The 16597-nt window shown below is 63.7% G+C and carries 15 protein-coding genes; 7 read left to right on the plus strand and 8 right to left on the minus strand.

The features are described from left to right. Window positions 1-95: 95 nt before the first annotated feature. A complete protein-coding gene (locus tag F3H41_RS19495) occupies window positions 96-1889 on the minus strand; it encodes an autotransporter assembly complex family protein (protein WP_244616286.1) in 1794 nt (597 codons plus the stop codon). A gap of 383 nt (window positions 1890-2272) precedes the next feature. Then, window positions 2273-2536, minus strand: a complete 264-nt coding sequence (locus F3H41_RS19500; RefSeq protein ID WP_149740365.1) for a YMGG-like glycine zipper-containing protein — start codon at window positions 2534-2536, stop codon at window positions 2273-2275. Between the two features lie 437 nt (window positions 2537-2973). Here F3H41_RS19500 and hemA point away from each other — a divergent pair, with 437 nt between their 5' ends. After that, the gene (gene hemA / locus F3H41_RS19505; protein WP_188129551.1) at window positions 2974-4188 is read left to right on the plus strand and encodes a 5-aminolevulinate synthase; all 1215 of its coding nucleotides are present in this window, start codon (window positions 2974-2976) and stop codon (window positions 4186-4188) included. Between the two features lie 75 nt (window positions 4189-4263). On the opposite strand, the gene F3H41_RS19510 is transcribed toward hemA, so the two are convergent. Continuing rightward, window positions 4264-4968: an SDR family oxidoreductase gene (locus F3H41_RS19510; protein ID WP_149740366.1), complete on the minus strand. Its 705-nt coding sequence runs from the start codon at window positions 4966-4968 to the stop codon at window positions 4264-4266. A gap of 37 nt (window positions 4969-5005) precedes the next feature. Next, complete coding sequence (dxr, locus tag F3H41_RS19515) at window positions 5006-6166, minus strand: 1-deoxy-D-xylulose-5-phosphate reductoisomerase (protein WP_149740421.1); 1161 nt, start codon at window positions 6164-6166, stop codon at window positions 5006-5008. A gap of 211 nt (window positions 6167-6377) precedes the next feature. Here dxr and F3H41_RS19520 point away from each other — a divergent pair, with 211 nt between their 5' ends. Both F3H41_RS19520 and F3H41_RS19525 read left to right on the plus strand, forming a co-directional pair. Further along, window positions 6378-6686 (plus strand): 4a-hydroxytetrahydrobiopterin dehydratase, encoded by a 309-nt coding sequence (locus F3H41_RS19520; RefSeq protein ID WP_149740367.1) that lies wholly within the window; start codon window positions 6378-6380, stop codon window positions 6684-6686. Window positions 6687-6738: 52 nt separating this feature from the next. Further along, on the plus strand, window positions 6739-7119 hold the full coding sequence (locus F3H41_RS19525; protein ID WP_149740368.1) for a YkvA family protein: 381 nt from the start codon (window positions 6739-6741) through the stop codon (window positions 7117-7119). Window positions 7120-7145: 26 nt separating this feature from the next. Here F3H41_RS19525 and F3H41_RS19530 read toward each other — a convergent pair whose 3' ends face one another. After that, window positions 7146-7715 carry a sigma-70 family RNA polymerase sigma factor gene (locus F3H41_RS19530; RefSeq protein ID WP_149740369.1) on the minus strand — a complete coding sequence of 190 codons (570 nt, stop codon included), beginning with the start codon at window positions 7713-7715 and terminating at the stop codon, window positions 7146-7148. Between the two features lie 443 nt (window positions 7716-8158). Between F3H41_RS19530 and F3H41_RS19535 the strand changes: the two genes are divergently transcribed. After that, a complete protein-coding gene (locus F3H41_RS19535; RefSeq protein WP_149740370.1) occupies window positions 8159-8662 on the plus strand; it encodes an invasion associated locus B family protein in 504 nt (167 codons plus the stop codon). A gap of 211 nt (window positions 8663-8873) precedes the next feature. Beyond that, window positions 8874-10091, plus strand: a complete 1218-nt coding sequence (gene rlmN, locus F3H41_RS19540; protein ID WP_244616287.1) for a 23S rRNA (adenine(2503)-C(2))-methyltransferase RlmN — start codon at window positions 8874-8876, stop codon at window positions 10089-10091. A 22-nt stretch (window positions 10092-10113) separates the two neighbouring features. Here rlmN and F3H41_RS19545 read toward each other — a convergent pair whose 3' ends face one another. Beyond that, on the minus strand, window positions 10114-10755 hold the full coding sequence (locus tag F3H41_RS19545) for a LysE family translocator (protein WP_149740372.1): 642 nt from the start codon (window positions 10753-10755) through the stop codon (window positions 10114-10116). 151 nt (window positions 10756-10906) lie between these two features. On the opposite strand from F3H41_RS19545, the gene tenA reads away from it, so the two are divergent. Beyond that, window positions 10907-11569, plus strand: coding sequence for a thiaminase II (gene tenA, locus F3H41_RS19550; RefSeq protein WP_149740373.1), 663 nt, complete (start codon window positions 10907-10909; stop codon window positions 11567-11569). A gap of 182 nt (window positions 11570-11751) precedes the next feature. Continuing rightward, complete coding sequence (locus F3H41_RS19555) at window positions 11752-12975, plus strand: argininosuccinate synthase (RefSeq protein WP_149740374.1); 1224 nt, start codon at window positions 11752-11754, stop codon at window positions 12973-12975. Window positions 12976-13029: 54 nt separating this feature from the next. Here the strand turns inward: F3H41_RS19555 and F3H41_RS19560 are convergent, their stop codons facing one another. After that, window positions 13030-14211 carry a multidrug effflux MFS transporter gene (locus tag F3H41_RS19560; RefSeq protein WP_149740375.1) on the minus strand — a complete coding sequence of 394 codons (1182 nt, stop codon included), beginning with the start codon at window positions 14209-14211 and terminating at the stop codon, window positions 13030-13032. A gap of 561 nt (window positions 14212-14772) precedes the next feature. Beyond that, window positions 14773-16596, minus strand: a complete 1824-nt coding sequence (locus F3H41_RS19565; RefSeq protein WP_149740376.1) for an ABC-F family ATP-binding cassette domain-containing protein — start codon at window positions 16594-16596, stop codon at window positions 14773-14775. Window position 16597 lies beyond the last annotated feature (1 nt).

A 16597-nucleotide genomic window follows, 5' to 3' on the forward strand; every position in this document is an offset into this window, starting at 1 on the left:
TTGCGGGGGCGACGAACACCTGATGCGCAACACCGGTCAACGCATGGCCGCGCGTTCCGTTCCCGGCCATCTTTACGCTTTCAGGTTTCATCCGATCAGAAGGATTGGCCGATGCCGGCATAGATGCCGTAGCTCGTGCCGCCCGGATAGGGGTTGAGCGGCACGGCGACGTCGAGCCTGATCGGGCCGAATGGGGTTGCATAGCGAAGGCCGACGCCGGCACCGACACGAAGTTCCGAGAAATCGGGCGTCGATCCCGCCGAAACCGTGCCGAAATCGGCGAAGGGAACGACGCCGATCGTTTCGGTGACCGCGATGCGGCCTTCCACGGAGCCGCTGACATAGGAGCGGCCGCCGGTGATGGCACCGTCTGCCCTGCGCGGGCTGATTTCCTGATAGGCATACCCGCGCACCGAGCCGCCACCGCCGAGATAGAAGCGCCGGTCGGCCGGGATATCGGCAAGGCCCGAGCCGCCGACCAGCGTGCCGGCGGCGATCTTGCCCGCCAGCACGAATTTGTTCTCGGCGTCGATGCTGTAATAGCCGGCCGCGCTCGTTTCGAAGGAGGAGAAGATGGTGCCGGCCTCGATCTCGTAGCTCGGCCGTGCGTTCACCGAGATACGGTAGCCATCGGTGGGGTTCAGCTTGTCGGTGCGAGTGTCGCGCACATATTCGAGCGGCACGCTTGCCGTCAGGTAGTTCCGCTTGCCGAAGGCGTCGGTGATCGTGGCATAGGTGAGATCAGCGCCGCCGGAGGCCGTATCGCGGTCGCTGAGTTCAAAAGTGGCGCCGGCCGCACCGCTGAAGATCGTCGCCTTGTAGGCGTCCGGGTCGAGCAGCGAGGCTTTGACGCTGGCCGTAAACGTTGAGGCCGGACCAAAGGCGCCCGGCTTGGAAAACAGGAGTGCCGTCGAATAATCGAGCTTGTCGAGCTCCTTGGTCTCGCCGATCCGGTTCACCGAACCTTCGATGCGCAGCGATTCGGCGCGGCCGAAAAGATTGCGGTGCCCCCAGTAGCCCTGCAGCCCGACGCCGTCCGTGGTAGAGACCTGGGCGCCGACGCCGAAATAGCGCATTTTGCCTTCCGAGACCTGGATGGTCATGGGAATCGTGCCGTTCGGTGCGAGTTGCGTCGCCTCCTTGATCGTCACGCTCGAGAAGACGCCGAGCTGGCGCAGGCGCTCGGCCGCACGGCGAATATCTTCGGGTGAGTAGGGCTTGCCGGCATTGAGGCGGGAATAATCCGCGACGAAGCCAGCGTCGACGCTCTCGGTGCCCTTGACGCTGACGTCGCCGACATCGGCAATCGAACCGCCCTTGGCCACGATGGTCACATCGACGGTGTTTGTGGCGTGGTCGGCAACGACGGTGCGCTGCGTGATCTCCGCAAGGGGCCGCCCCTCTTCCTTGAGATCGGCAAGCAGACGCTCTGCCGCCTTCAGGATCACCGCTGAGCCAGCTTCGCCGCCTTCCGGCAGGCCATAGGTCGCGGGGTTGCGGTTGGCGATATCGCCTTCGAAGCGCACTGTTCCCAGCCGGAAGACCGGCCCGGCATCAACGACGATGGAGACGGGCACGGCCACGCCATCGGCAAAGACGGGGTCGGGCGGGAGGTTGTCGAGGTTCGTACCGGCAATGGTCACCTCGACCGTGCCGCCGTACCGGGCATTCTCGTAAAGCGCGGCAAGGATGCGGTCGCGGTCGTCGCGGGCGGTGACGGCAAGGCCGAGATCCCCGGAGACCGGCTGGTCCTTGCCCTGATAGAGGCGGGACGCGTTCTCAATGGCGCTCTTCAGATCCTCGTCGCCGCCGTTGACCGTCAGCGACAGGGCAAAGCGCACGGGGTCGATGACGTCGGGCGTCTCGTCCTCGCTTCCGAAGAGGTTCATGCCGAACAGCTTGAAGGCATGGGCGTCGCCGGCGGGCAGCAGGACGCCGGCGGCGAGGGCCACGGTGCCGAAAAGCAATGCCGTCCGATACGCAAGACGTGATGTCGGCAGATGTCGTCCCATAACAATCCCGGTCGACCGAACTCTCTTCAACACGTTCCGGTCTTCATCCTCGCGCCGAGTCTCGCACGCCTGAACTTGTATTTCGTTAACGATAATCAGGTGCATCGTAGCGTGAACCGGCCGATTCACGAAGCACAATGTTCCTCCGGGCTTTCCGGTTCCACGGGCGTTGCTCAAATGCAACCGGCCGAGCCTTGATGGCCCGGCCGGTCTTCACAAGCGGATTTAACGTCGGTCAGGCGGCCAGGGGCCGCCCCTTCTCAGTAGCCGCGCGGGCAATCGTCGATGTAGCGGCGGCCGTAGCGGTCGCGGTAGTAGCACTGGCCCGGCTGCTGGCTGACGTTGCCGATGACGGCGCCAGAGACGCCGCCGATGGCGGCACCGACGGCTGCGCCGCGCACGTTGCCGGTAACGGCGCCGCCGATGATGGCGCCCGAAACGGCGCCGATAGATGCGCCACGTTCGGTCTGCGAGCAGCTTGCGGCCGCCAGCGCGACCAGAATCAGGGCAATTGTCTTCTTCATAGCGGTTCTCCTTGGCCGGACGCTGTCTCCTGGGCGCGCCCGAACTTCCCCGAAAGAAAGGCGCATTCGCCCCTTCTCCTTCACGCATGCAGAATATGCCGGCATCCCTCTTTGTCCATGGGATGGGCCGGCATTTCCGGATGTGTACTTAATTGGATGGTCGATGAATGCAGCCTGAAGGCGCGGTTCTTGCGCCGCGCGGGATCTGCCCTGCCCCGAATTTGAGGTCAAAAAGGGCGTTGAGCGGGCCTGCCCATCATTCGTTGGTCGCCAAGACTTGACCCAAATCAAGGTAGAGGGCAGGGATATTCGTTAACGGGAGTCTGGAACAATTCAAAACTGCAGGCCAATTGCCGCAGCTGGGTAGGGCGCGAGCTTTAGCCATTGACGTCATTGGACGTTGGGGGAAAAAGGGAGGGCCAATGCTGGAGATGACGATGGATTTCGAGAGTTTCTTTGAGCGCGAGCTGGAGAGCCTTCATACCGAAGGTCGCTATCGCGTGTTTGCCGATCTTGAACGCAAGGCCGGCGAATTTCCTCGTGCCATTCGCCATACGGAAAACGGTCCGCAGGACGTGACGGTCTGGTGCTCGAACGACTATCTCGGCATGGGCCAGCACCCCAAGGTGACGGCTGCCATGAAAGAGGCGATCGACGCCTGTGGCGCCGGTGCCGGCGGCACCCGCAACATTTCCGGCACCAATCACTATCATGTGCTTCTGGAGCAGGAACTGGCCGATTTGCACGGCAAGGAAGCCGCTCTCCTCTTCAATTCCGGCTACATGTCCAACTGGACGACACTCTCAACGCTCTGTTCGCGGATTCCCGGCGCCATCGTGTTCTCCGATGCCGGGAATCATGCTTCGATGATCGAGGGCATCCGCCACGCCAAGTGCGAGCGCGTTATCTTTAAGCACAATGACCTTCACGATCTGCGCCGGCATCTGGAAGCCGCCGATCCCAAGGCGCCGAAGATCATCGCCTTCGAGTCCGTCTATTCGATGGATGGCGATATCGCGCCGATCAAGGAGATCTGTGACATCGCCGACGAGTTCGGCGCGCTGACCTATCTTGACGAAGTCCACGCCGTTGGCCTTTACGGTCCGCGCGGCGGCGGCATTGCCGAACGCGAGGGCCAGATGCACCGCGTGTCGATCATCGAAGGCACGCTCGGCAAGGCCTTCGGCGTGATGGGCGGCTACATCACCGGCTCGACCGCGCTCGTCGATTTCATCCGCTCTTTTGCCTCGGGCTTCATCTTCACGACGTCGCTGCCGCCGGCGCTGGCCGCCGGTGCGCTGGCCTCGATCCGTCACCTGAAGATCAGCCCCTTCGAGCGCGCCCGCCATCAGGACCGGGTGCGCAAGCTGCGCGCGTCGCTGGATGCCGCTGGCATCCCCCACCTGTCCAACCCCAGCCACATCGTGCCGGTGATGGTGAAGGACGCGGCCAAGTGCAAGTGGATCTCGGATCTGCTGCTCGACAATTACGGCATCTACGTCCAGCCGATCAATTATCCGACCGTTCCGAAGAAGACCGAGCGTCTGCGCATCACGCCGGCGCCGTACCACACGGATGGGGATATCGAGCATCTCGTCGGTGCGCTGCACCAGCTCTGGTCGCGCTGCGCGCTGGCCCGGTCCGTCGCCTGATCGGCGCGGTTTCAGAGGGTAAAATAGCCGCCTCGGTGACGGGGCGGCTTTTTCGTGTGTTGTGATTTTGCTCGGTCAGACGCTGCGCATCAGGCCGCCATCCACCTTTAGGTTCTGCCCGGTAATGTAGCCTGCACCCTCGGACGCCAGGAAGGCGACGGTGGCGGCGATTTCCTCGGCAGTGCCATAGCGGCCCATGGGCACGCTGTCGCGGCGCTCGTCAGTGGCCGGCAGGCTGTCGATCCAGCCGGGCAGGACGTTGTTCATGCGCACATTGTCCGCCGCATAGGTGTCGGCGAAGAGCTTGGTATAGGCGGCGAGACCGGCACGGAAGACGGCGGAGGTCGGGAACATCGGGCTCGGCTCGAAGGTCCAGGCCGTGGAGATGTTGACGATGGCGCCGGACTTTTGAGCGACCATGATGGGGGCGACGAGGCGCACGGCGCGCACGACGTTCATCAGGTAGACATCCATGCCGGTGTGCCACTGCTCGTCAGTGATTTCGAGAAGCTGGGCGCGCGGGCCATGGCCGGCGCTGTTAACGAGAACGTCGATGCGGCCGAAGCGGGCCATGGTTTCGTCCACCAGACGCTTCAGATCATCGTTCGACTGGTTGGAGCCGGTGATGCCGAGCCCGCCGAGTTCGGTTGCCAGCGCCTCGCCCTTGCCGGAGGAGGAGAGGATGGAGACGGCATAGCCATCGGCGGCCAGACGCCGCGCCGCGGCCGCGCCCATGCCGCTGCCGCCGGCCGTGATGATCGCTACTTTCCTGTCCTGCATGGTTCCGTCTCCCTGTTGGTCCGGTCGTCTCTTGATGTCAGCCGATGCGGATGCGGGCACGGCGGCGCGCTTCCTCGTCGGCGGCAAACACATCCTGCGTGACGCGTGCCGCCGGCCAGTCCGTCATCTCGTCCATCACGGCTTCGGCAATGTCGGCCATCTCCAGAAAGCCGATCCGGCCGGCGACAAAGGCTTCGAAGGCCGTTTCCTCCGCGGCGTTCATCACGGCACCCTGGACGCCGCCGCGCGCGAGCGCGGTGCGGGCGAGGCGAAGCGCCGGGAACCGCGTCTCGTCCGGGGCTTCGAAATCCAGCCTTGCGATGCGGGCAAAGTCGAGCCGCTCGACGTCGAGTTTCGGGCGTTCAGGATAGGTCAGGGCATAGCCGATGGCGGTGCGCATGTCGGGGGCGCCGAGCTGGGCCAGCACGGAGCCATCGGTGTAACCGACCATGGAATGGACGATCGATTGCGGATGGACGAGCACCTCGATCTGGTCGGCTGCGACGCCGAAGAGGTGCTTGGCCTCGATCATCTCCAGCGCCTTGTTGAACATGGAGGCGCTGCCAATGGAGATTTTGAGGCCCATGGACCAGTTGGGATGGGCACGGGCAATATCGGCGGTGACGCCGGCCATCTGCTCGCGCGTCCAGGTACGGAATGGGCCGCCGGACGCCGTCAGGATGATACGTTCGACGGCGTGGCGCTGGTCGTCTTCCAGGGCCTGGAAGATGGCGCTGTGCTCGCTGTCAACCGGCAGCAGGCGACCGCCCCCGGCCTTGACCGCATCGACGAAGAGCTCGCCGGCCGAGACGAGACATTCCTTGTTGGCTAGCGCGATATCGGCGCCGCGCCGGGCGGCAGCGAGGGTGGGTGCAAGGCCGGCCGTGCCGACGATGGCGGCCATCACCCAGCCGGCATCGCGCTCGGCCGCTTCATTCAGGCCACTGCGGCCGGCCGCGACATCAATTCCGGTGCCGGCCAGCGCGTCCTTCAGATCGGAGTAGCGCGCCTCGTCGGCGGTGACGGCAAGGCCGGCGCGGAAGGTCTTTGCCTGCCGGGCAAGGAGGTCGATATTGCCATTGCCGGTCAGGGCCGCGACCTCGAAGGCCTCGGTGCCGCCGAGCTGTGCCAGCACATCCAGCGTGTTCACGCCAATCGAGCCCGTTGCGCCAAGGACGGTGATCTTGCGGTCGGTCATCGTGGCGTAGGCCTCGGCTTGCATGAAAGGGAGTGAGCCCGTCTCTATCACCGGCCTACGGCAGGCGGCAAGCGGGGGCATTGACGCAAGGCTGTGCGGCTGGCCAAATCCGCCAAGGCTAGCCTGCTGCGGGAACCGGCAGCAGGTCCTTCGCGTTTCCTGCCGTCCACCATGCATCCCTGTGCTTCATCCCGACCGTGAAAGAGCGACCATGAGACCCGTAAAACTTGACAGCGATAGCCTTGCCAAGGCGCTCGAAGCGCGTCCCGACTGGGCGATTTCCAAGGACGGCGGTGCGATTTGCCGCACCTTCAAGTTCAAGACCTTTCCGCAGGCCTTCGGCTTCATGACGGAATGCGCGCTGGCGGCCGAAAAGCTCGACCACCATCCGGAATGGTTCAACGTCTACAGCCGCGTCGAGGTGACGCTGACCACCCACGATGCGGGCGGCGTGACGGAACTGGATGTGAAGCTCGCCGAGCGCATGGACAAGGCCTTTGCTGCGCGCGGAACCCTTTAAGAGCCCGGCAAGCCTTCCCATATCAACCGTCATGAACAAGGATGCATCTGCCATGGACGACGTGAAAATCGGCGAGATCCTGCTGCCGGGCGACGAGAACGAACAGGAACGGCGCGGCCGGCGTGTCAAGCGCCGCTTCTGGCCGACGCTGAAGCGCGCCGTGCGCGTCATACCCTTCAGTCGCGATGTCGTGGCCGCCTATTACTGCGCCTTCGACCCCCAAACGCCGCTGCGCACGCGCGGCATTCTGCTCGGCGCGCTTGCCTATTTCGTGCTGCCCTTCGATTTCCTGCCGGATGTTCTGGCGGTCGTTGGCTTTTCCGATGACATTGCCGTCCTGACGGCGGCCTTTGCCGCTGTCAGCGGTCAGATCAAGCAAAGCCATTACGACAAGGCCGATGCGGCCTTGCGGGACGAGCATCTCGCCACGTAAATCCTGTGTGACCCAAGCTGCCGGGTTCAGGCCTCCGAAATGCCGCGGCTGTCTAGCGCCTTGCGCAGTTTGCCAAAGGCGAGGCGAATGCGCGATTTCACTGTTCCCAGCGGCAGGCCCGTGTCGTCGGCAATCTCGGAATGGGACTGGCCGAGGAAGAAGGCGCGGCGGATGAGATCGACCTGCTCCTCCGGCAACGTCTCGATGGCCTCGCGCACCAGCCGCTCCTTGTCTTCCATATCCAGCATCTCGTCCGCCGCCATCGGGGCGGAGGGGATCAGCAGCGGGTCGCGGTGATCGAGGTCGGGATCGCGCTTGCGGCGCGCGGCATCGATGCGTCGGTTGCGCGCGATGCGGAACAGCCAGGTCGACAGCGAGGATTTGGCAGGATCATAGAGATCGGCCTTCTGCCACAGCACGATCATCACCTCCTGCGCCAGTTCCTCCGCCTCGCCGCCCGGCATTCCCTGACGCATAAGGAAGGACTTGATGCGCGGAGCGAAGAAGTCGAAGAGCTCGACGAAGGCATTTCGGTCGCGTCGCGTGGCGACCGCCACGGCGAGGTCGGCATAATGCCGGCGCGCATCCATCTCCATGCCGTCCCGTTTCCTCTTTTACCCCTACAGCTTACGCGATCGTGATCGGCAAAACGTAAGAGTGTCATTTCACATCAGCCGACTCGTACAACGCTTTCTCAAAAGGTCAAACTCTTGCCAGATTCATTCGGGCATAAAAGTTTGAAAGGACGACGATGTTGGTCGTCTTTGAACCCGCTGGGGCGGGGTGGGGCGAGGTCTTGCCGACATTCACGATCGCAAGGAGCTTTTTCAAGCCCGGCGGCTTGTGCCTGTGGATCGCCAGGCAATGATTGCCCTGGTGGTCAGGACCCTACCGCACCGTTTCGAAACGGCGCCCAAGGGAAAAGAGTATGATGTTGACGGTTTGGTAACCCCAATTAAGTCAAAATCAATGAAATCGTGATCATGCAAGGCCTCGTTCAGATATGGACGGGGGCACAGCAGGAAACCGGCAGGACATCATGTTTGCAAGACAGCTCACCACTCTCGTCGCAGTCGTTCTCGCGTCTGCAACCGCCGCCGCCGCGCAGTCCCCGACACGGATCCAGCAGTTCAACGCCTGGGGTGCGTATTCTTACAATTCCGGGGGTGGCAAGGTCTGCTATGTCCTTTCGGTACCGAAAGACAAGACCCCTGCGAGCGTCGATCACGGCGACATCTTCTTCCTCGTCTCGCAGCGCCCCGGCCAGAACATCAGCTATGAGCCGCAGGCCATGATGGGTTATCCGCTGCAGGAAAATTCCAAGGTCAACGTCGTCATCGACGGCAAGACCTTCGTGATGTTCACCAAGGATAAGTCGGCCTGGGTGGAAAATGCCGCCGAAGAGCCGGCCCTGGTCGCCGCCATGCGCTCGGGAAGAGACATGCAGGTGAAGGCGACCTCCCGCCGCGGCACGCCGACAAGCTACTCCTATTCTCTTTCGGGTATTTCCGCCGCGCTGAAGCAGATTGAAAGCTGCAAGTGAGCCCGGAATCGCGGCCTCTCCGGCGTTGCAGGTGACGTCCGGGAAAAAGCGTGATATTCAACCGTTCGACAGACCGCGCAGATAAATGCGCGGTCGTCTGCGTTTTTAACGTCCGATGATCACGAAGAGATGAGCCGCCGCCTGGCTGCCCTTGGAATGGGCCGGCAGGGCGCCGGTCGGCGCAGGAGATGAGTGGATGGTGGCAATCGATATGGTACGACAGGCGCCGCGCGCGGCCGAAGGCACGGCTGCATCCGGCGAAAAGCCCTCACTCGTTGGCCTCACCCGCGAGATGATGTCGGCCGCTCTGGCCGAGGTCGGTGTCGCCGAGCGTCAGATCAAAATGCGTGTCAGCCAGATCTGGAACTGGCTCTATGTGCGCGGCGTCTCCGATTTCGACGACATGACCAATGTCTCGAAGGACATGCGCGAGACGCTGAAGCGTCATTTCACCATCGCGCGGCCCGAGATCGTCGAGGAGCAGATTTCCAATGACGGTACGCGCAAATGGCTCTTGCGCTTTCCGCCGCGCGGCGCCGGCCGTCCGGTCGAGATCGAGACCGTCTATATTCCGGAAGAGGGACGCGGCACGCTGTGCATTTCCAGCCAGGTCGGCTGCACGCTCACCTGTTCCTTCTGCCACACCGGCACGCAGAAGCTGGTGCGCAACCTCACGGCCGAGGAGATCCTTGCGCAGCTTCTGCTCGCGCGTGACCGTCTCGGCGACTTTCCCGGCCGCGACGTGCCTGCCGGCGGCTTCATTCCCTCCAGCGACCGCAAGATCACCAATATTGTGATGATGGGGATGGGGGAGCCGCTCTACAACTTCGAAAACGTCAAGACCGCGCTCCTCATCGCCTCGGATGGCGACGGGCTGTCGCTGTCGAAGCGCCGCATCACGCTTTCGACCTCCGGCATCGTGCCTGAAATCCTGCGCACGGGCGAAGAAATCGGCGTCATGCTGGCGATCTCGCTGCATGCGGTGCGCGACGATCTGCGCGACATCCTCGTGCCGATCAACAAGAAGTATCCGCTGAAGGAGCTCATCGCGGCCTGCCGCGCCTATCCGGGCCTGTCGAATGCCCGCCGTATTACGTTCGAATATGTGATGCTGAAGGACATCAACGACAGCCTCGAGGATGCCAAGCTGCTGATCCAGCTCCTGAAGGGCGTGCCGGCGAAGATCAACCTGATCCCGTTCAACCCCTGGCCCGGCACCAACTACCAGTGTTCGGACTGGGAGCAGATCGAGAAGTTTGCCGATTTCATCAATCAGGCCGGCTATGCTTCGCCGATCCGCACGCCGCGGGGCCGTGACATTCTCGCCGCCTGTGGCCAGTTGAAGTCGGAATCCGAGCGCATGCGGAAGGTCGATCGCCTCGCCTATGAGGCCATGATGATTGCCGGCCACGGCGAGGACGACGACTGAGGGACAGGAAAGGCGGAGTAATTTACCGCGCCTGCGTCATCAGGATCTTCACCGCAAAGAGCGAGAAGACACCGGCGATCGTGTAGTCGAGGCCACGCAGCACCTTCGGATTGGTGCGCAGCCAGTCCGACAGGCTGTGGGCGGCAAAGACCACGGCAAGGCCGACGGGCAATGCGACCGGGATCGACCACAGCCCGAGGAAAACCAGCTTGCCGGCCACATGCGGGTCCGAAGCACTGACAAATTGCGGCAGGAAGGTCATGAAGAAGATGATGATCTTCGGATTGAGCAGGTTGACCCAGAGGCCGTTCAGCAGCGCGCCGGAGATCGACGCTTTCGGCGGCGTATCGCCTGCGATGGAGAAGCTGGAGCCATAGCGAAGGGCCCCATAGGCCAACCATGCGAGATAAGCGGCCCCGCCGGTCTTCAGGATCAGGAAGGCCGTTGGCGATGCCACGATCAGGGCCGCGATGCCAAAAGCCACCAGCAGTGTGTGGATCGCGATGCCAAGATTAGTGCCGGCGAGCGTCGCAAGTCCAACTGCCCGACCGTCCCGCATGCTGCGCGATAGCCACAGTGTCATGTCCGGTCCGGGCGTCAGCGCCAGAAGCAGGATCGCACCGGTGTAGGTGGCGAGGGTCGGAAAGGCGGGTACGAAGTCCATTGGGTGAAACCTTCTTCGGAGAGCCCGGCTATACCGGTTCCGGCAGTCTCCCGCCACCCGTTTCCTGTTGCGGCGATTGACAGAGGCGATCGGTTTTCGCACCTCTTTGGCGCCGCGCATGGCAGCGCGGTCTGCTGCAAAGGAGTGTCCCATGCCGGCTTCGTTCGAAACCCTGAAGAGGATGCACGAGACCGATTGGGCGGCCTACACCGCGCATGGTTTCGTGCGCGATCTTGCCAGCGGCGCGCTGCCGGAGGCATCGTTCCGCCATTACCTCCAGCAGGATTACCTCTTCCTCATCCAGTTCGCTCGTGCCTGGGGCCTTGCTGTCTACAAGAGCCGCGACATTGGCGAGATCCGGCAGGCGCTCGACAGCCTGAAGGCGATCGTGGATGTCGAACTCGGCCTGCATGTCGGCTATTGCCGGCAGTGGGACATTTCGGAGGAAACGCTCGCAGGCCTTGCCGAATCGCGGGCCACACTCGCCTATACGCGCTATGTGCTCGACGCGGGCATGAGCGGCGACCTTCTCGATCTGCATGTGGCTCTGGCGCCCTGCATCATCGGCTATGGCGAAATCGCCTCGGCCCTTATCGCTCATCCCGCGACCGTGCTTGACGACAACCCCTATCGGGACTGGATCGAGATGTATGCCGGGCCGGAGTATCAGGCAGTCGTCGCAACCGAGATTGCCTGGCTGGACCAGCGGCTGGCCACCGTCGATGCGGCCCGCCTCGCGCAGCTCTCGATCGTCTTTCGGGATGCGACGCGGCTTGAGGCGGACTTCTGGCAGATGGGGCTCGACCTCTCCTGACGGGGCTTGTGTCCTTCGACACCGCCTGCACGGGTCCGTCGGCTTGCGAAAGGCGTAAAACTCGCTAAGAGTGCCCGCATTTCAGGGGTTCGGCAGCTTTGCCGTCCCCGGCTTCGTGGTGACGCGGGGCCTTTCACGCAGGAAAAGGCGGCAATTGTCGCCGGATCAGGAACGGATCGGACATGGCACTTCCCAAAGACGTAAAGAAGGTCGTTCTCGCCTATTCGGGCGGCCTCGACACCTCCATCATCCTCAAGTGGCTGCAGACGGAACTCGGCGCGGAGGTCGTGACCTTCACCGCCGACCTCGGCCAGGGCGAAGAGCTGGAGCCGGCGCGCAAGAAGGCCGAAATGCTCGGCATCAAGGAAATCTTCATCGAGGATGTGCGCGAGGAATTCGTGCGCGATTTCGTCTTCCCGATGTTCCGCGCCAATGCCGTCTACGAAGGCGTCTACCTGCTCGGCACGTCGATTGCCCGTCCGCTGATCTCCAAGCACCTGATCGAGATCGCCAAGAAGACCGGGGCCGACGCCATCGCGCATGGCGCGACCGGCAAGGGCAACGACCAGGTCCGTTTCGAGCTGTCGGCCTATGCGCTGAACCCCGACATCAAGATCATCGCCCCCTGGCGCGACTGGTCCTTCAAAAGCCGTACGGACCTGCTCGCCTTTGCCGAGCAGCACCAGATCCCGGTCGCCAAGGACAAGAAGGGCGAAGCGCCGTTCTCGGTCGACGCGAACCTGCTGCACTCCTCTTCCGAAGGCAAGGTCTTGGAAGATCCCTCCGTCGAAGCGCCGGAATATGTGCACATGCGCACCATTTCGCCGGAAGCTGCCCCGGATCAGGCGACCATCATCAAGGTCGGCTTCGAAAAGGGTGATGCCGTCTCCATCAACGGCAAGCGTCTGTCGCCGGCATCGCTGCTGGCCGAGCTCAACACCTATGGCCGCGACAACGGTATCGGCCGTCTCGACCTCGTCGAAAACCGCTTCGTCGGCATGAAGAGCCGCGGCGTCTACGAGACCCCCGGCGGCACGATCCTGCTCGCCGCGCACCGCGCGATCGAATCGATCACGCTCGACCGTGGTGCCGCGCACCTCAAGGACGAGCTGATGCCGCGCTATGCGGAGCTGATCTATTACGGCTTCTGGTTCTCGCCGGAGCGCGAAATGCTGCAGGCCCTGATCGACAAGAGCCAGGAGCATGTGGAAGGCGAAGTGACGCTGAAGCTCTACAAGGGCAACGTCATGGTCATCGGCCGTGAAAGCGCCAAGTCGCTCTACTCCGACCAGCTCGTCACTTTCGAAGACGACCAGGGCGCCTACAACCAGAAGGACGCGGCCGGCTTCATCAAGCTCAACGCGCTGCGCCTGCGCACGCTGGCGAAGCGGAATTTGAAGGGCTGATCCCAGTCCGCATGAATTTTGAAGGCCCGCCGGGCAGCGCCGTGGCGGGCTTTTTCATGCCTTGTTCTTCCGCGGCCAGGCCCACGCCGCGATCGCGATGAGCGCCAAAACCGGCGCGACGATGCCGAAGGCGCGCAGCGGGTCGCCGATGGCGGCGGCGGCGAGGCCGCCGGCGAAGCCCGCGCCCATCTGGATGAAGCCGAGGAGGGCGGAAGAGGAACCGGCGAAGGAGGGGAAGGGCTGCATGGCGTCGGTCGTCACCTGCGGGGAGACGAAGGCGATGCCGAAAGCGTAGACGGCAACGGGGGCCATGACGGTGAGGAAGCCGATCGGCAGTAGGCCATGGCCCGTCGCGACCATGCCCAGCGCGCCGACCGCGATGAACGCAAGGCCGATGGCGACGGCGGCCTTTCCGGTGTGATGGCGCATGAACTGTCGAAGCGCCAGCGAGCCGAGGAAATAGGAGCCGGACTGCATCAGCATGCTCGCTCCGAATTGCGAGGGGGTGAGACCGGCCTCGTTGATCAGCAGGAAGGGCAGCATGGTCGCCCAGGCATAGAGCGCACCGACGGAGCCGGCCATGATCAGCGAGCGAGTCAGGAAGCGGCGGTCGATGATGAGGGTCGCATAGGCGCGGGCGACGCCCCGGGGATGGGCGAGTGCCGGGTTGGGGATGGTGGTTTCCCGCAGCGAGAGGACGGTGACGGCGAGCGAAATCAGGCCAAAGACGACCATCAGCGCGAAGACGGAGGGCCAGCCGAAGGCGGCGAGCGCGATGGCGCCGAGGCTGGGCCCAAGCGCCGGGCCGACGGCCAGCATGATGCCGATCAGGTTCATGATGCCGGCACCCTCGTCGCCGGTATACTGGTCCCGCACGATGGCGCGGGCGACGGTGATGCCGACCGCAGCGCCGATGCCCTGAATCAGGCGGCCGAGGATCAGCAGATCGACGGTCGGGGCGAGCGCCGCCGTCAGGCTGCCGACCAGATAGACGATCAGAAAGCCGATCGTGGCCCGGCGCCGGCCGTATGCATCCGAGAGTGGGCCGGCCGCGAGCTGCGCGATCGAGAAACCGGCAAAATAGGCAGAAAGCGTCAACTTGATCGCCGATTCGCTCGTTTCGAAAGCGCTGACCAGCGTCGGCATGGCCGGCGTGTAGAGCGACATGGAGATGGGGCCGAGGGTGGCCAGCATGGCGCCAATCAAGCTCGTGCGGCGCGTGGTCATAAGGGACATGGATGTGCTCCCGGCGCAAGTCGGTCGACGGCTGTCGGTGGCCGTTTCCGTTGCGCCATCATGAACGATCGGTGGCTCGGGTCGCCTCGTCCTGGCTGAGACGTCCGGGTGTTTTGTGGTCCTTGCCACGGTGTGGGACTGGGTGTGACGAACAGGTCGGCGTGGTCCCCCTCATCCGCCTGCCGGCACCTTCTCCCCGTTGGAGAGAAGAGACCAAGCCGATGGCTTCCAAGCCAAACGGGTACATGGAGATCCGTCCTTCGATAGCGTTCTGCGCCACTTGGCCAGGCGTCAAAGCGTGCCCGACGTCTCCTCCCCATCGGGGAGAAGGTGCCGGCAGGCGGATAAGGGGGAGGCATGGCAGAACCTATGGATCGTGCCCTGCATGTTCGAATAGCGCAAACATCGTAGTCCTTTAGCTCCGCAAATCACGACGCCCCACGGCTTTCCCGCGCCTGTGCCACGCTGACACGGCATCGGCCGAGATGTCCTGCACTCAACTAGGATCGGCGCCGGGTTTTCACAGATGGCAGCAATCGCTCTTTGCGCGCCGTGCCGACATCAGCCGCCGAGTTCCTCGCGCAGCATTTCCAGCTCCAGCCACTCGTCTTCCATGCGCTGGAGATCGGCGCGCAGCTTTTCGAGTTCGGCAGCCAGCTTGGCGAAGGCGTTGGGATCGCGGCCGAAGAGGTTGGGATCGGCCATTTTCTCCTCGCGCTTTGCCATTTCGGCCTGTGCCTTCTCCATCTGGCCGGGCAGGTTTTCCAGCGCGAATTTTTGCTTGAAGGAGAGCTTGCCCTTGGCCTTGCCCACTTCCGGCGCTGGCGCGCTGCCCGCAGCCTTGGCCTTTTCGGCCTTCTGCTCGCGGCGGCGTTCTTCTTCCGCGCCCTTGCGCTGGGCCAGCATGTCGGAATAGCCGCCGGCATATTCGATCCAGCGACCATCCGGCGCATCCGGCTGGGCCGGTGCGATGGTCGAGGTCACGGTGCGGTCGAGGAAGTCGCGGTCGTGCGAGACGAGGATCACGGTGCCGGCAAAGCCTGCGACGATTTCCTGCAGCAGGTCCAGCGTTTCGATGTCGAGGTCGTTGGTCGGTTCGTCGAGGATCAAAAGGTTGGTCGGGCGGGCCAGAATGCGCGCCAGCATCAGGCGGGCGCGCTCGCCGCCCGAAAGGCTGCGGATCGGCGTGCGGGCCTGTTCCGGCTGGAAAAGGAATTCCTTCATATAGCCTGTCACGTGGCGCTGCACGCCGTTGACGATCAGGTTCTCGCCGCGTCCGTCGGTGAGGTAGTTCGCCAAGGAATCCTCAAGGTCGAGGTTTTCGCGGCGCTGGTCGAGGGTCGCGATTTCGAGGTTGGTGCCGAGCTTGATCGTGCCGGTGTCGGGCTCCAACTGTCCCGTCAGCATCTTCAGAAGCGTCGTCTTGCCGGCGCCGTTCGGGCCGACGAGGCCGATGCGGTCGCCGCGATGGACGCGCAGGGAGAAGGGCTGGACGATGGGGCGATCGCCATAGGTCTTGGTGATCTTTTCCGCTTCGATCACCAGCTTGCCGGATTCCTGCGCGTCGGAGACGGTGGCCTGCACGCTGCCCTGCGGGCCCTTGTGGCCGCGATAGCGCCCGCGCATATCCTGCAATTCGCCCAAGCGGCGCATGTTGCGCTTGCGCCGTGCGGTCACGCCATAGCGCAGCCAGTGCTCCTCGCGCTCGATCGCCTTGCCGAGCTTGTGCTGTTCCAGCTCCTCGGCCTCCAGCACCTCGTCGCGCCAGGCTTCGAAATGGGCAAAGCCGCGATCGAGCCGTCGGGCGGTGCCGCGGTCGAGCCAGACGGTGGCGGTCGAGACCTTCTCGAGGAAGCGACGGTCGTGGGAGATGACGACGAGGGCGGAGCGGGTCTTCACCAGTTCGCCTTCCAGCCATTCGATGGTGGGCAGGTCGAGATGGTTGGTCGGTTCGTCGAGCAGCAGGATATCCGGCTCCGGCGCCATGACGCGGGCAAGGGCTGCGCGGCGGGCTTCACCGCCGGAGAGGTCGGCGGGGTTTTCCTGGCCGGTGAGGCCGAGATGTTCGAGCAGATAGGTGACGCGGTAGGGGTCGTCACCTGGGCCGAGGCCGGATTCGGCATAGGCCGCGACCGTGTCGAAGCCGTCAAAGTCCGGGGCCTGGTGCAAATAGCGGATGGTGGAGGAGGGGTGGCGGAAGACCTCGCCCGACTGCGGCTCGACCATGCCGGCGGCAATCTTCATCAGGGTCGATTTGCCCGAGCCATTGCGGCCGACAAGGCAGATGCGGTCGCCGGGTTCCACCTGCAGACCGGCGCCGGCCAGAAGCGGTGCGCCGCCGAAGCTGAGGAAGATGTCGTCGAGTTTCAGGATGGGAGGTGCCACG

Origin of the sequence: Rhizobium sp. RU20A (assembly GCF_900155885.1) — a bacterium.
Classification (GTDB): domain Bacteria; phylum Pseudomonadota; class Alphaproteobacteria; order Rhizobiales; family Rhizobiaceae; genus RU20A.